17 protein-coding genes and 1 tRNA gene are annotated in these 14,530 nt (G+C 66.4%); 7 read left to right on the top strand and 11 right to left on the bottom strand.

The genetic code is table 11. The features are described 5' to 3' along the window. The first annotated feature begins 65 nt into the window (after positions 1-65). Together rnd and OLX02_RS08460 are read left to right on the top strand one after the other, a co-directional pair. Positions 66-1,340 carry a ribonuclease D gene (gene rnd, locus OLX02_RS08465; RefSeq protein ID WP_264421915.1) on the top strand — a complete coding sequence of 425 codons (1,275 nt, stop codon included), beginning with the start codon at positions 66-68 and terminating at the stop codon, positions 1,338-1,340. 55 nt (positions 1,341-1,395) lie between these two features. Continuing rightward, a complete protein-coding gene (locus tag OLX02_RS08460) occupies positions 1,396-2,292 on the top strand; it encodes a hydrogen peroxide-inducible genes activator (RefSeq protein ID WP_264421914.1) in 897 nt (298 codons plus the stop codon). A 68-nt stretch (positions 2,293-2,360) separates the two neighbouring features. Here the strand turns inward: OLX02_RS08460 and OLX02_RS08455 are convergent, their stop codons facing one another. Both OLX02_RS08455 and pgsA read right to left on the bottom strand, forming a co-directional pair. Continuing rightward, entirely contained in the window at positions 2,361-3,431 is a 1,071-nt protein-coding gene (locus OLX02_RS08455; protein WP_264421913.1) for a glycosyltransferase, read from the bottom strand. A gap of 254 nt (positions 3,432-3,685) precedes the next feature. Beyond that, a complete protein-coding gene (pgsA, locus tag OLX02_RS08450; RefSeq protein ID WP_264421912.1) occupies positions 3,686-4,282 on the bottom strand; it encodes a CDP-diacylglycerol--glycerol-3-phosphate 3-phosphatidyltransferase in 597 nt (198 codons plus the stop codon). A 114-nt stretch (positions 4,283-4,396) separates the two neighbouring features. On the opposite strand from pgsA, the gene OLX02_RS08445 reads away from it, so the two are divergent. After that, a complete protein-coding gene (locus OLX02_RS08445; RefSeq protein ID WP_264421910.1) occupies positions 4,397-5,725 on the top strand; it encodes an MFS transporter in 1,329 nt (442 codons plus the stop codon). 65 nt (positions 5,726-5,790) lie between these two features. On the opposite strand, the gene OLX02_RS08440 is transcribed toward OLX02_RS08445, so the two are convergent. The 3 genes from OLX02_RS08440 to OLX02_RS08430 form a co-directional block, all read right to left on the bottom strand. After that, on the bottom strand, positions 5,791-6,027 hold the full coding sequence (locus OLX02_RS08440) for a hypothetical protein (RefSeq protein ID WP_264421908.1): 237 nt from the start codon (positions 6,025-6,027) through the stop codon (positions 5,791-5,793). Positions 6,028-6,197: 170 nt separating this feature from the next. After that, entirely contained in the window at positions 6,198-6,380 is a 183-nt protein-coding gene (locus tag OLX02_RS08435) for a CsbD family protein (protein ID WP_264421907.1), read from the bottom strand. A 65-nt stretch (positions 6,381-6,445) separates the two neighbouring features. Continuing rightward, positions 6,446-6,892, bottom strand: coding sequence for an EVE domain-containing protein (locus OLX02_RS08430; RefSeq protein ID WP_264421905.1), 447 nt, complete (start codon positions 6,890-6,892; stop codon positions 6,446-6,448). Positions 6,893-6,956: 64 nt separating this feature from the next. Between OLX02_RS08430 and OLX02_RS08425 the strand changes: the two genes are divergently transcribed. After that, positions 6,957-7,895 (top strand): isopenicillin N synthase family dioxygenase, encoded by a 939-nt coding sequence (locus OLX02_RS08425; protein WP_264421903.1) that lies wholly within the window; start codon positions 6,957-6,959, stop codon positions 7,893-7,895. A 35-nt stretch (positions 7,896-7,930) separates the two neighbouring features. Here OLX02_RS08425 and OLX02_RS08420 read toward each other — a convergent pair whose 3' ends face one another. The 5 genes from OLX02_RS08420 to OLX02_RS08400 form a co-directional block, all read right to left on the bottom strand. Then, positions 7,931-8,647 carry a hypothetical protein gene (locus OLX02_RS08420; RefSeq protein WP_264421901.1) on the bottom strand — a complete coding sequence of 239 codons (717 nt, stop codon included), beginning with the start codon at positions 8,645-8,647 and terminating at the stop codon, positions 7,931-7,933. A 7-nt stretch (positions 8,648-8,654) separates the two neighbouring features. Beyond that, the gene (locus OLX02_RS08415) at positions 8,655-9,257 is read right to left on the bottom strand and encodes a hypothetical protein (protein WP_264421899.1); all 603 of its coding nucleotides are present in this window, start codon (positions 9,255-9,257) and stop codon (positions 8,655-8,657) included. A 124-nt stretch (positions 9,258-9,381) separates the two neighbouring features. Continuing rightward, on the bottom strand, positions 9,382-10,149 hold the full coding sequence (locus OLX02_RS08410; protein WP_264421897.1) for an enoyl-CoA hydratase/isomerase family protein: 768 nt from the start codon (positions 10,147-10,149) through the stop codon (positions 9,382-9,384). A 54-nt stretch (positions 10,150-10,203) separates the two neighbouring features. Further along, a tRNA-Ala gene (locus OLX02_RS08405) sits at positions 10,204-10,279 on the bottom strand. Positions 10,280-10,458: 179 nt separating this feature from the next. After that, entirely contained in the window at positions 10,459-10,776 is a 318-nt protein-coding gene (locus tag OLX02_RS08400; protein WP_264421896.1) for a TIGR02300 family protein, read from the bottom strand. A gap of 189 nt (positions 10,777-10,965) precedes the next feature. On the opposite strand from OLX02_RS08400, the gene aroA reads away from it, so the two are divergent. From aroA to OLX02_RS08385, 3 genes are read left to right on the top strand one after another with little or no spacing between them, the layout of a single operon-like run. Further along, positions 10,966-12,318: a 3-phosphoshikimate 1-carboxyvinyltransferase gene (gene aroA, locus OLX02_RS08395; protein ID WP_264421894.1), complete on the top strand. Its 1,353-nt coding sequence runs from the start codon at positions 10,966-10,968 to the stop codon at positions 12,316-12,318. Continuing rightward, positions 12,315-12,569, top strand: a complete 255-nt coding sequence (locus OLX02_RS08390) for a CBU_0592 family membrane protein (RefSeq protein WP_264421892.1) — start codon at positions 12,315-12,317, stop codon at positions 12,567-12,569. Before aroA ends, OLX02_RS08390 begins: the two co-directional genes overlap by 4 nt. Further along, on the top strand, positions 12,566-13,192 hold the full coding sequence (locus tag OLX02_RS08385; RefSeq protein ID WP_264421890.1) for a (d)CMP kinase: 627 nt from the start codon (positions 12,566-12,568) through the stop codon (positions 13,190-13,192). Before OLX02_RS08390 ends, OLX02_RS08385 begins: the two co-directional genes overlap by 4 nt. Positions 13,193-13,196: 4 nt before the next feature. Here OLX02_RS08385 and OLX02_RS08380 read toward each other — a convergent pair whose 3' ends face one another. Beyond that, entirely contained in the window at positions 13,197-14,480 is a 1,284-nt protein-coding gene (locus OLX02_RS08380; RefSeq protein ID WP_264421888.1) for an adenylate/guanylate cyclase domain-containing protein, read from the bottom strand. Positions 14,481-14,530: the final 50 nt, after the last annotated feature.

Below are 14,530 nucleotides of genomic sequence, written 5' to 3'. Positions count from 1 at the left end.
CCGCCGTCCCCGGAGGGGGCAACACGAATGCGCCCCCGGCAAGGGGGCACATATAGAAAAGAACGATGAAGATACACCCGCTCATCACCACGACCGAAGCGCTGGCCGACCTTTGCGGCCGCCTTGCGAAAGCCGATTTCGTCACGGTCGACACCGAATTCATGCGCGAGAACACCTACTGGCCCGAACTGTGCCTGGTGCAGATCGCCGATACCCAGGAAGCCGCCGCGATCGATCCGCTGGCGCCCGGCATCGACTTGTCGCCGCTGCTCAACCTGCTGGTCGACAACGAGGACGTGCTCAAGGTCTTCCACGCCGGCGGACAGGACGTGGAGATCATCTACAACCTCACCGGCAAGACCCCGCATCCCATCTTCGACACGCAGATCGCGATGATGGCGGTCAGCCAGTCGGAACAGATCGGCTATTCCAACCTCGTCGAAAGCTGGCTCGGCCTGTCGATCGACAAGGGCGCCCGCTTCACCGACTGGGGCCGCCGCCCGCTCACCGAACGGCAAATCGAATATGCCATCGGCGACGTCACGCATCTTTCCACGATCTTCCCCAAGCTGCTCAAGCGCCTGATCAAGACGGGGCGCGGCGCATGGCTCGACATCGAGATGGAGAAGCTCGCCGATCCCGACAACTATCGCAGCGACCGCGACCAGGTGTGGCAGAAGATCCGTGCGCCCAGCCGCAATCCCGGCGTGCTTGGCCGCCTGAAGGCGCTCGCCGCCTGGCGCGAGACCGAGGCGATGGACAAGAACATCCCCCGCGGCCGCATCATGCGCGACGAAACGCTGGCCGATATCGCCAGCCACCCCCCGCGCGAACAGGCCGAGCTTGCCAAGGTGCGCGGGCTCTCCTCCGGCTGGAAGGACAATGAGATCGGCCGCCGCCTGATGCAGACCCTCGCCGCGGCCCAGCCGCTGACCGAGGACGAAATGCCGCCCCGCGCCCCGCGCGGCGCCCCGCTGGGCAAGGAAGGCGCGCTCGTCGCGGACCTGCTCAAGTTGCTGCTCAAGATCCGCAGCCGCGAGATCGACATCGCAGCACGCCTGCTCGCGCGCAGCGACGATCTCGAAGCGCTCGCCGCCGGCCAGCGCAAGAACCTGTCGATCCTCGAAGGCTGGCGCTTCGACCAGTTCGGCCGCGACGCGCTGGAACTGGTCGAGGGCAAGCTCGCCTTCGCGGTCGTGAACGGCAAGCTCAAGATGGCGCACATCGACCTGATCGGTGGCAACGGCACCCCGGCAGCAGTCGTTGCGGAACCGGTCGAGCTGGCGCCGATCGTGCCGGAACTGATCGTCGAGGACACGGTCGCTCCGGACGACGAGTGAGGCCCCTGACGCACCCCGGCGCTCGTCCCGAGCCTGCCGAAGCCAGAGCACCAGCATGAGCACCTACCTCCCGACGCTCAAGCAGCTGCAATACCTCGTCGCCCTGCACGAGCACGGTCACTTCGGCCGCGCCGCCGATTCCTGCTTCGTCTCGCAGTCCACGCTTTCGGCGGGCCTGCGCGAACTCGAATCGCTGCTTGGCGTCACGCTGGTCGAACGCACGCGCCGCGTCGTGCGCTTCACCCCGCTGGGCAACCAGGTCGTGGCCAAGGCGCACCGCCTGCTGCGCGAGGCGGAGGAACTGTCCGAACTCGTCCAGTCGCATGGCGCGCCGCTCACCGGCGAGTTGCGGATGAGCGTGATCCCCACCATCGCCCCGTTCCTGCTGCCGCGCATCCTGCCGCGCCTGCGCAAGGAGCGTCCGCAGCTGAAGCTGTTCCTGCGCGAGGAACCCAGCGCGGCCGCCATCGAATCGCTCCACCACGGCCGCGCCGATTGCGTGTTGCTGGCCCTGCCCTTCGCCACCGGCGAGGTGGAAGTGGAACATCTGTTCGACGACCGCCTGTTCGTCGCCTTCCCCCGCGACGATCCGCGCGATCCGCCGGAAACGGTCAGCCCCTCGCTCATCGACGAGAACCGCCTGTTGCTGCTGGAAGACGGCCACTGCCTCAAGGAGCACGCGCTCGCCGCCTGCAACCGGCCCGAACTGCGCGCCAGCGCCACGATGATCGGCACCAGCCTGCACACCCTCGTTCAGATGGTCGACAATGGGCTGGGCCTCACCATGCTGCCCGAAATGGCGGTCGAGGCGGGCATCCTGCACGACACCCAGATCGTCGTCCGTCCGCTCCAGTCCGATCACGCCTTCCGCGAAATCGCACTCGTCTGGCGCAAGAACTCGCCTCGCGGCGAGGAGTTCAGGCTGCTCGCGCAGGAACTGCGCGCGGGATAATATCCCCCGAGCATTCCCGCGCGCACAGCACGCCCACGCCGCGCGCTCGGTTCAGGACTGCCCTTCGGTCAGGAAACGGGGCATCCCACGATCGTCGATGCCAGCGCGCGCCAGGCGAGCAGGAACCTCTCGCGGGTGTATTGCGCCGACGAGTTGCGCAACTGCCGGGCCGTCTCGTCGCGCTGCTGCGCTGTGCGTGCCAGCGCTTCGGCCATGACTCGCGCGATGTCGGACGGGTCCTCCGGGTCGATTTCCAGGCACACGCCCGAAACCGCCTCAACCAGTGCACTGTCCTGCGACACGATGGGAAGCAGGCCGAAACTCGCGGCTTCCAGCGCGGGCATGCCGAATCCTTCCAGCCGGCTCGGCAGGACGAAAGCCTCGGCGTTCTCGTAGAGCCAGCGCAACTCGCTGTCGCTGACATAGCCGATCAGGTGCGCACCGGGCGTTGCCGCGACCTTGTCCGCGATCTCGCGGGCGGCATCGCCGCGTGACCCGCACAGCACGTAGCCCACGCCGCGTTCGTGGAAGCCTCCTTGCGCATAGGCTTCAAGCGCTGCGACCTGATTCTTGCGCACCTCCAGCGCGCCCACCGTCAGAAAGAAGCGATCCGGCGCGGCTGGCGGACGATGCGCCGGCACATCCAGGATACCGTTCCGGCGATAGAGCGGGATCACGTCGAGCCGGGGAAAGTTCTCGCCGAACAGCTTCACGAACTCGCGCCTGGACCAGTGGGACACGAATGCCATGGCGGGCCGGACCTGCACGATCCTGGCATAAGCCTTGCGGTAGATTTCACACACTTCCGGCGGATAGAGCCAGGAATGGCTGATCGGCCCGGGATCATGGCACAGCACGAGATCGCCCGGCGCCAGCTCGGCGCGCAGGACATAGAGCGGATCGAGGAAAAGGACGCGCTTGCCACGGCTGCGCAGCTGGAACCGCGGGCTGTCGCCCAGCGCGCCGATCTCGGCCATCATCAGCCGCGCCAGCACTTTGCGCGACAACCCTTCAGGCAGGTGAGAACCGATGCGCCAGCGCCGAACCGCGAACTGCGGAGAAAGCGCCTCCACAATGTCCCGCGCGATGTAATACGCGCCGGTTCGGTTCATGATGGAGAGCGAGTCATCGATAATCATGCATTTTCCAGACCCGCACCAAGGCCATGCTGCTGCTCCGGCCACCGCAATGACCGCCCGCCGCCCCAAGACCCTCGATCGGTAGTAGCCTGAATACTCTGAGGCAGACAAGAAGATAGCCGCATTAAAACGGCGTAATTAGGCGAAGTCGGACCATTCCTGTCAGGCCGCACCCAAGATCTCTGAACTATCGTTCAGACAAGTCGAACCATTGGTTCTGATCCCCTTCTCGACGAGGTTCAGAAGGAAGCGCCTCAATCCATGTGCTTGAGGCCGACTCGCAGGTAGTCCCATCCCGTCACCACGGTCAGCACCGCCGCGCCCCACAGCGTCGTCAGCCCCACGGTGTGCGGCACGTTCACCACCAGCCCGCCCGGAATCGCCGCGGTCCAGCCCGGCAGCGCGTGCCCCAGAATCAGCGCGCCCAGCGACACCAGCTGGAACGTCGTCTTCCACTTGGCCAGCTTCGACACGGGGATGGAAACCTGCAGGCTGCCCAGGAACTCGCGCAGCCCCGACACCGCGATCTCGCGCATCAGGATGACCAGCCCGGCGATCACGTGCATGTCGCCCACAAAGGGGCCGCGCAGCACGCCCTGCGCCGAGAGCACGAGAATCACCGCGGCGACCATGATCTTGTCGGCAATCGGATCAAGAAACACGCCGAGCTTGGACACCGTGCCCTGCGCCCGCGCGAGGTAGCCGTCGAAATAATCCGTGATGCCCATCAGGCAGTAGATCGCGAAGCCGAAGCCATAGCCAAGCGGCCAGTCGGGCCACCACAGCAGTGCGGCGAGCAGGGGCACCGCGACGATGCGCGACAGCGTGAGCAGGTTGGGCAGGGTCAGCATCGAACCACGTCTTAGCCGCACCGTCGCGAGGTTGAAACCTCCAGATGCCCTCTTGCCCGTGCCGCCCATCGGGTTATGGGTCTGGGCGCGAAACGGGATGCTGGCAAGAAGCGAATGACAACGACAACGCACCTCATCCGCCAGCGCCGGTTCCTGCCGCTGTTCGTCACCCAGCTTCTGGGGGCGTTCAACGACAACCTCTTCAAGAACGCGATGGTGCTGTACGTCGTCTACAGCATCTACAGTTCCGAGGCCGAGGAAGCGCGCTTTTCCGCCATCGCCTCGGGCCTGTTCATCCTGCCGTTCTTCCTGCTCTCGGCGCTGGCCGGGCAGCTGGCTGACATGCGCGACAAGGCGCGGATCATCCGCGTGGTCAAGGCGTGCGAGATCGCCATCATGCTGATCGGCGGCGCGGGGCTGTTTCTCGCCTGGGAAGGCGTCGCGGTTCACACCTTCGCCATTCCGCTGATGCTGGCCGCGCTGCTCGCAATGGGTGTCCACTCCACCTTCTTCGGCCCGATCAAATACGCGATCCTGCCGCAGCACCTGCACGACAACGAAGTGCTCGCCGGCACCGGACTGGTCGAGGCGGGCACTTATATCGCCATTCTCGCGGGGACGATCCTCGCCGGCTGGATTCCCGTTGAAGTGGCAGCTGGCGGCGTGGTCATCACCGCCTTCCTCGGCTGGCTGACGGGGCGCCAGGTGCCGCCCGCACCGCCGCAGGTGGCCGACCAGCCGCTCGACTTCCATATCCTGCGCTCGTCGGTGGCGCTGGTGAAAATGACCATGCGCCACCCGCGCGTGTTCCTCGCCATCGCCGCGATCAGCTTCTTCTGGACCATCGGCGCGGTGCTGTTCATCCAGTTCCCGCCGCTCGTGAAGAACGTCCTCACCGCCAGCAAGGAAGTCGCCAGCCTGTTCCTGGTGGTGTTCTCGGTGGGCGTGGCAATCGGCTCGGTCTCGATCAACGCGCTGCTGAAGGGCAAGGTCTCGGCGCGCTATTCCCCTGCCAGCGTGATCGTGATGGGCCTGTTCATCGTGGCCTTCCACTTCGCCTGCCGCGCCTGGCCCGCGCATCCCGGCGGAAAGCTGATGGACATCCCCACGCTGATCACCCAGCCGCTGGCATTGCCGCTGCTCGGCTCGCTGCTCGGCATCGCGGTGTCGGGCGGCATGTTCGTCGTCCCGCTCTACGCCTTCCTGACCACGGTGGTCGACAAGTCGGAAACCGCGCGCACCATCGCTGCGAACAACATCGTCAATTCGGGCGCGATGGTCGTAGGCTCGCTGCTCGCGGTGGGCCTCAGCGCAGCGCACGTGGCGCTGGTGGACCAGTTGCTGCTGGGGGCGGCGATGTGCCTCGTCTCGGCCTGGCTGGGCTGGCTGCTCTACCGCGCCGAACGCGCGCACATGGGCGAGATCGAACACCTTACGGAGTGATTCGCGGCACGCGCGGTGCAGCCCGGCGTGCTTCAGGTGTCGTTAGGTGCCGTTCAGGTCGGGCGTCAGGAAATGAACGCCATCACCGCCAGGAAGCACGCGCAATAGGCGAGGAGAAACTCCTTGGCATCCTGCAGCGTCAGCTTCTTCCACGATACGTCGGGCGATCGCAGTTCGGCTTTTCGCATCGCCTCAAGCACTTCCGGTTCGAACACCGGCAGGCGGCGCAACACGTGGGCGGGAAGCGTCCGGCGGAACGGGTGGCCGGCAAGCTCTGGATTGAGGGCGCGGATCATTGGCATGGCGCCATCTTAACGCTTTATTTAGGATTGTGGCACCGGCCCGCCGCAAATTTTCCGGACGGTCCCACGCCGGCACACAAAGCGCCCGACTCCGTCCCGGCCCCATGACGCCGGACACAAAAAAGGCCGCCCCGAAAGGCGGCCCTTCTCGTGACGAACCGGAGCCGGTGTCAGATATCGTCGCCCAGCGCGCCCTTGACCTTGCCGGCCGCCTGCTGCGCTTCGCCCTTGCGCTCCTGCGCCACGCCCTTGGCGTGAAGGCTGGCATTATCGGTCGCCTTGCCGGCAGCCTGCTTGATGTTGCCGGCGGCTTCGTTGGCAAGGCCCTTCGCGCGGTCGGTCATTTCACCCATGGTGTATCTCCTTGATTTTAAAGAGAGGATTAACCCTCTCATCGGAAGGAAATACGCGCGGCCGATCAGATCGTTCCCCCCGCCATGTCGAGCAGCAGCGCCCACTCCTCCGGTCGCACCGACGACACGGACAGGCGCGAAAGCCGCAGCAAATCCATGTCCGCCAGCGCTTCTGTGGCCTTGATCGTCTTGAGCGTGACCGGGTTTCGCACCTTGGCCACCGGCTTCACTTTCACCGCCGCCCACTTGCCTTCGGGGTCGGTCGGATCGGTGATCCCGCCCTCGCTGATCGTGGCCACGCCCACGATCTCCTTGCCGATGTTGGAATGGTAGAAGAACGCCAGGTCGCCCACCTGCATCGTGCGCAGATTGCGCGCGGCCAGATGGTTGCGCACCCCGTCCCACGTCCCCTCGCCCTCGGCGACGAGATCGTCGTAACTGTACACGTCGGGTTCGGACTTCATCAGCCAGAGCTGCCTGCCTGCCGTGTCCGCAACGTTGATTTTGGTCATGAATCCCCCGCCGAATCCCGGTAAGGCACCGCCATTACGCGATCTTTGCGCAAACAGGAAAACCATGCCGCTTCAAACCCTGCCGGTGCTCTCGCTCGCCAGCGATCCTGCCACGCTTTCCCGCGATCTGGGCGACAGCTTCCGCACCTTCGGCTTCGCCATGGTGAAGGACCACGGCCTCGACGCCGCCCTCATCGCCCGCGCCTGGGCGCTGACCGAAGCGTTCTTCGCGCTGCCCGAGGCAGAGAAGCGCGGCTACTTCGTTGAGGGGCAAGGCGGCGCGCGCGGCTACACGCCGTTCGGCACGGAAATCGCCAAGGGCGCGAAACGGCACGATCTCAAGGAGTTCTGGCACGTCGGTCGCACGCTGCCCGAAGATCACCCGCTTGCCGGCCCGTCGATGCCCGCCAATGTCTGGCCCAGCCGGCCAGAAGGGTTCCGCGCGGTGTTCGAGCAACTGTTCGCCGAGTTCGACCGCGTCGGCGCGGCGATCCTGTCGCACATCGCGGTCTGGCTGGGGCTGGACGCGCATTGGTTCGATCCCGCCATCGCCGACGGCAATTCGGTGCTGCGCCTGCTGCACTATCCCCCCGTTCCCGATGCCGAAGGCGGCGCGATCCGGGCTGGCGCGCATGAGGACATCAACCTTATCACGCTTCTGCTGGGCGCCGAGGAAGCCGGGCTGGAGCTGCTGGCCAAGGATGGCACGTGGATCGGGGTCTCGCCGCCCGAAGGCGCGCTTGTGGTCAATATCGGCGATATGCTGCAACGCCTGACCAACCACGTGCTGCCGTCCACCACCCACCGCGTGCGCAATCCCGAAGGTCCGCGCGCCGGCTTCAGCCGCTATTCGATGCCGTTCTTCCTGCACCTGCGCAGCGATTTCCGGTTCGAAACGCTGCCAAGCTGCATCACACCGGACAATCCCGACCGCTACCCGGTCTCGATCACCGCCGACGATTACCTGCAGGAGCGCCTGCGCGAGATCGGCCTCAAGAAATAGGACGCGGCAGGGCGAGGCTGCGCGCGCACCTCGTCCTATTCCGCACGCTCCATGGGCATCACGTTATATTTCCGCACTTCCTCCTGGTTGAGGCAGTAGCGCGTCGAGCGGTTGGCGGTGCTGGCCACCGCCTGCTGCTTATACATGATCTCGGTCAGCAGCTTGCGGCTGATCCCCATGCGAATCAGGAAGTCGTTGTCCTCGCTCGCCAGCATCGCGCTCGATTGCTCGATCTCGCCGATCAGGCGCGTCGTCTCCTCGGTCCCTTCCTCCACCGACAGTTCGATCGCGTCGCGGTCGCCGGTGTGCGTGAACATATGCACCATGAAGATCCCGCCCGGATCAACGAAGCGGCGGTCGCCGCCCATGAATACGAAGTTGCAGGCCGAAAAGCAGGTCGATCCCTTGGGGATGCGGGTGACCATGCCAGGGTAGGACCGGATCACCTTGCCCGCCGCATTGCCCGCGCGCGCATCGCCTCCGCGCGATTTGACCCAGATTTCCTCGATGCGATCATCCGCGTCGATCGCCGCCTTCAGCCGCGTGGGCAGCGAGGCGTCGATGATGCCGTCGGCCAGCAGCACGCGCTTGCCGCCCACATCGGCGGGCATCAGCGTCATGGCCTTCGCCTGCCCCCAGTCGATCGCGGCGGGGCACGAAGGGTTGTCCTTGTCCATCGCAGGCGCGGGCGCGGGCTTCGCGCCTGTCAGCGCCGCGGCAATGGCGAACAGGCCAAACGTTCTGAGAAGCATCGCCGGATCAGGCCATCAGCGCATAGCGGGCCGAACCGGGCGCGCGGCACATCCGCTTGTTCGCGGTCGTTTCCTCGCCATTGACGATGATCACGTCGCTGACGGTGATGCACTGCATCCCGGTGCGGTCGTTGTCGTTGCGCGCCACCACTGTGGACGTGCCCGACACGTTTTCGCGCGTTTGCGAAGTCCAGTTCGCGCTGCTGCCGACCGCGGGCGGCGCATCGCCGTCCGCGCCGCCGCGCGTCGCCTCGATCGTGGCGGCGGCGGCCTGCTTCTGCTCCTCGGGATCGAGACGGCAGGCGATGGCATTGGTCAGCGTATCCGCCACTTCTGCGGTGGGCAGGAAACTGGAGATGCCCGCGCTGCTGGCGGCCCGGCCCACGCCCTGCCCGATAAAGCCGCCCAGGATCGACGAGCCGGCGCTCTTGCTGCGTCCCTTGGGGCAGCCATCCGAACTGCGCGACGATCCGCCCGACGAGGCGCTGGGGATCGAAGGCAGGCTGAATCCGCCGAACTGGGCGCTGGCCTGCGACGCGGGCAGTGCAAGACAGGCCAGCGCGCCGAGCAGGGCGGTGGCCTTGCGCGCGGGCTTGCGAAACTGGGACATCATCGGGTCATCCTCGAAAACAAGGGCAGACACGGCCCTGTGCGCCGTGATTGCCGATATGCAGGCGCCGTTGCGCCCCTGTGACCCGTTTAGCCCGCAAACCTATGGAAGGGTGTGATACGCGTCAATCGCGCCCACTGGCGAAGTCGGGCGTCCGTCGCTCGCGGAAGGCGGCCAGTCCCTCGCGGAAGGCAACGCCCGCAAAACCCGAATCGAACGCGGCATCGTGCGCCGGATCGCGACCCGGGCCTTCCCCGCTGTCACCCAGCGAGGCCTTGAGCTTCGCCACGCTGCACGGCGCATTGGCGGCGATCTGCCCGGCGAGCGCCCTTGCGGCGGTCAGCGGATCTTCCTCTAAGATCTCGACCAGTCCGATCCGCGCGGCTTCGGCAGCATCGATCCGCCCGGCCGCGAACAGCAGGCGCGCCGCCTGCCCCCGCCCGACCAGCGCCGCAAGCCGGTTCACGTCCTCTTGCGGGTAGGAGATGCCAAGCTTCGCGGGGGTGATGGCAAAAACCGAGCGCGGCGCGGCCACGCGAATGTCACAGGCCAGCGCCAGCGCCACACCGCCGCCGAAGCAATCGCCATCGACCACAGCAATCGTGGCGAGCGGAAGGGTCTGCAACGGGTCCATCGCACTGCGCATCGCGGCGCGGAACGGCGCGCGCTCTTCGGGATGCTCGGCCAGACGGGAAATCTCGCGCAGGTCCGACCCCGAGCAGAACGTACCGGCCACGGCAGAGCGCAGCAGGATCACGCGGGCGCCATCATCGGCAACCCGCGTGACGGCGGCCGCCAACGCATGCCAGTCGTCCATGGCCAGCGCGTTGCGCGTCGCCGCGCGATCAAGCACGACTTCGGCAACGGAACCGTGAGCGATGCAGTCTATCATCAGGAGCCTCCCCGGTGGGCATTCAGTGCGGCGGGGAGGAAGAAGGGAGGGAAATGGTGGAGCCTAGCGGGATCGAACCGCTGACCTCCTGCATGCCATGCAGGCGCTCTCCCAGCTGAGCTAAGGCCCCACATTTCCATCAGGTTCACCCTGGGAGGTGAACCATTCCGCGGCGTCTTTCCCGCCGGGAGCCGGCCCTTTAAGAGAGGGTCGGACGGCTGGCAAGAGCATTTTTTCGCCAACCGATTTTTTCTTGCCGGAGCCTGTCGAGGCGAGCCGCGTGGCTCCGGCAAATCACTACCTCAAGGCTCAGCCTTCATCCTCGTCGCCGTCGTGACCGGGAACGCCCAGATCGTCGTCGCCGCCAAGGTCAACGTCGTTGTCCGGCGAATCGCCGTCCTCGTCGATGTCGAGATCTTCGTCCGCCAGATCGACGTCCGGATCGGCCTCGACCTTCTCCTTCTGGATTTCCTCATAGGGAATCGGCTGCTTGGACTTGAGCACCGGCTCCGGGTTCCAGGCGTACTTGCACTCGACGCAGGTGACCGGATCACTCTTGCCGAGGTCGTAGAAGCGGGTGCCGCACTTCGGACAGCTGTGCTTGGCGCCCCATTCAGGCTTGACCATGAAAATTCCTCAAGTCTTGCCCGAAGCGAAAAGGCCCGGGCCGCAAAACCGAAAGCTTGATGGTCCCGCCCATCCCGGAAATCAAGAATGGTGGGGGAATCAAGAGTGGCGCGCGCCTTGCCATAGCGGCGTGGCGCTGTCAAAAGCCGCGCGATCTTCCGCCCCTTCTTGCGCCGAAAGACTTTTTCCGTGTCGTCCCACGATCCCGCGCAGACGCGCCCTCGCCGTTTCACCGCCGCCGGCCCGCTCACCGGCCGCATTCGCGTTCCGGGCGACAAGTCGATCAGCCATCGCTCGATCATGCTCGGCGCGCTCGCGGTCGGGCGCACGCGGGTGACGGGCCTGCTCGAAGGCGAGGACGTGCTGTCCACGGCCGCCGCGATGCGCGCGATGGGAGCCGAGATCGAACGGCTGGACAGCGGCGAATGGGTGATCGACGGCGTCGGCGTGGGCAGCCTGCTCCAGCCGCAGACCGCGCTCGACATGGGCAATTCGGGGACCTCCACGCGCCTGCTGATGGGCCTTGTGGCCAGCCATCCGATCACCGCCACGTTCGTGGGCGATGCCAGCCTGTCGAAGCGGCCGATGGGCCGGGTGATCGAACCGCTTTCGCGCATGGGCGCCGATTTCACCGCCGCGCCGGGCGGCCGCCTGCCACTGACGCTGCGCGGTCTTTCCCCAGCGGTGCCGATTGAATATCGCCTGCCCGTCGCCTCCGCGCAGGTGAAAAGCGCGATCCTGCTCGCCGGCCTGAACACGCCCGGCGTGACCACGGTGATCGAGCCGGTGCCCACGCGCGACCATTCCGAACGTATGCTCAAGGGCTTCGGTGCGAAACTTGAAGTCGATGTCGAAGCCGATGGCACGCGGATCATCCGCGTTACCGGCGAGGCCGAATTGAAGCCGCAGGTCATCGACGTGCCGGGCGATCCTTCGTCCGCAGCGTTCTTCGTCGTCGCCGCGCTGCTCGTGCCCGGGTCGGACCTCGTGATCGAGAACGTCGGGCTCAATCCCACCCGCGCCGCCCTGTTCGACGTGCTGCGCCAGATGGGCGGCCATATCGAGGAAGTGGATCGGCGCGATGTGGGCGGCGAGCCTGTCGCCGACCTGCGCGTGCGCGCCTCGGCGCTGACGGGCATCGCGGTCGATCCGGCGGTCGTCCCCAGCATGGTCGACGAATTCCCCGTGCTGTTCGTGGCCGCCGCGCTGGCGCAAGGTCGCACCGTGACGACGGGCCTTGAGGAACTGCGCGTCAAGGAAAGCGACCGCATCGCGGTGATGCGCGCCGCGCTGGAACTGGCGGGCGCACGCGTGACCGAGACCGAGGACGGACTGATCATCGATGGCACCGGCGGCGATCCGCTGCCGGGCACCGCACAAGGCGCGGCGGTCGCCACGCATCTCGACCACCGCATCGCGATGTCGATGGCGGTGGCGGGCCTTGCCAGCCAGGCCGGCGTGGAAGTGGACGATACCCGCCCCATCGCCACCAGCTTCCCCGTGTTCGAGCACCTGCTGGCTGCCGCGACCGGAACGGCATGATCGAGACTCTCGCCAATATCGCCGGGTTCATCGGCATGGCCTGCATCATCTTCGCCTATGCCTATGCCACCCGGCAGAAGGCGGCGAACCCGTTCGTCCAGCACGGGGTGAACCTGGCCGGCGCGGTGCTGCTCACGCTGTCGCTGCTGGTCAACATGAACCTGGCCTCGTTCGTGCTCGAATTCTTCTGGGCGGCCATCGCCATCTGGGGGCTGGCCAAGGCCTTCCGCAACCGGGGGAGATCCGCGTGATCATCGCCGTCGACGGGCCGACCGCCTCGGGCAAGGGCACCATCGCCAAGGCGCTGGCCGCGCATTTCGGCGTGCCGCATCTCGACACCGGCCTGCTCTACCGCGCGGTGGGCAGGCAGGTCTTCCTTGATGGCCGCAACCCCGACGATGGCGGCGATGCGCTGGCGGCGACCAGCTTTCCCGAGAGCCTGCTGGACGATCCCGAGCTGCGCTCCGAAGCGACCGGCGGACTGGCCAGCCGGGTCTCGGTCCATCCATCGGTGCGCAAGGCGCTGCTCGAACGCCAGCAGACCTTCGCCAACCAGCCGGGCGGCGCCGTGCTCGATGGGCGCGACATCGCCACCGTCATCGCCCCCCATGCCGATGCCAAGCTGTTCGTCACCGCCAGCGTCCCCGCGCGGGCGCAGCGCCGCTGGCTGGAAATGAGCAGGCGCGGCGAGAACGTGACGCGCGAGGAGATCGAGGCGGACCTTGCGGCGCGCGACGAGCGCGACCGCAACCGCGCCGAAGCGCCGCTGCGCCAGGCGGAAGGCGCCGCGCTGCTCGATACGTCGGATTTGTCGCCCGAAACGGCCATCGCCGCGGCCATTGCGCTGGTCGAAAGCCAGGCCGTCCCGCGCTGAGGCTCTAGGCTGCGGCGGGCACCGTTTCGCCCGTATCGGTGCGGGCGGACGCATGGAACACGCTCATCTCGCCCACCCCCTTCAGCGTGATCAGCGTCGGCGGCCCGAAACCGTCGCGGCTGCGCGCGCGCAGCCAGGTGCTTTCGGAAATGGCGATGGCGTTGGGCGGCGCGGTGCCTTCCAGCCGGGCGGCGATGTTCACGGTGTCGCCCCAATAGTCATAGGCCATGCGCGTGGCGCCGATCACGCCGCCCACCACCGGGCCTGAATGGATCCCGGCGCGCAGCCCCACTTCGACTCCTGCGTCGATGCCGATCCCGTCGACGCCCGCGATCACCGCACGGGCAAAGGCAATCGCCGCGTCCGCGCTGTTGCCCGAAGGCACGTTGCCGCCGGCAATGGCAAGGTAGGCATCGCCCACGGTCTTGACCTTTTCTATGCCGTGTTCGCGCGCGCAGGCATCGGCATGGTTGAAGAAGCCGTTGAGCAGTTCGACGAGGTGCCCGGGCGAAACGCGCTTCGCCAGCGCCGAAAAGCCGACCATGTCGATGAAGATCACGCTGGCATCGGCATAGGAATCGGCCACCAGCAGCCCGCTGCGAATGCGCGCGACCGCTGCCGGGGGCAGCATGTTGAGCAGGAGTTCCTCGTTCTTGGACCGCTCGATATCAAGCGAATCCGCCAGACGGAACGCGGAGCGGCTCGTCAGGCCCACCGCGAGGTTGATCGCCGCCATGATCAGCGCCCCGCTCAAATAGCTGAGCAACGCGTAGGCCAGGGCGGAAACGGCCTGCTGACCGGGCATGACCTGCCCGATCCAGCCGACGAAATCGCACCCCAGCCACGCGAGAAACAGCTTGGGCCTGCCGGCCAGAGTCACGGCGGCAAAGGCGGTAATCGCCAGCCGGTTGAACACGCCCACCGCGCGCAGCTGCGCATCGGAATGGAGCAGGTGATCGAACAGCACCACGTTGACCCGGCTGACCAGCAGCCCGATCACCAGCAGCGCCGCGAAATCGAGCATCGGGTGGCGGACATAGCCCGGCCAGAACGTGACTCCGATGTAGATGCCGCCGACAAGGATCGTCAGCCCGAGCCAGAAGGCGAGGATCGCGTTCTCGACCGGCTCGATATAGAGCGGATTGATGATCGAATAGGCGATCAGCACCACCAGCAGGATCACGCCGTATAGCCGCACGAACGGCAGCCGCAGGGTGCGCGCGCGTTCATTATAGCGCGTTTCGGTTTCGCGGTCCGCGAAGCCGGCGAACAATCCGGGCTGTTCCATCACGCTCTCCTTGCGGCCGCCGGGTGCGGACCTCGTGCCTGTATTACCTC

It is taken from the genome of Novosphingobium sp. KCTC 2891 (genome assembly GCF_025938155.1).
Taxonomy (GTDB): domain Bacteria; phylum Pseudomonadota; class Alphaproteobacteria; order Sphingomonadales; family Sphingomonadaceae; genus Novosphingobium.
Note: the sequence above shows the minus strand (reverse complement) of the source record. Positions and strands in the feature narration are given on the sequence as shown.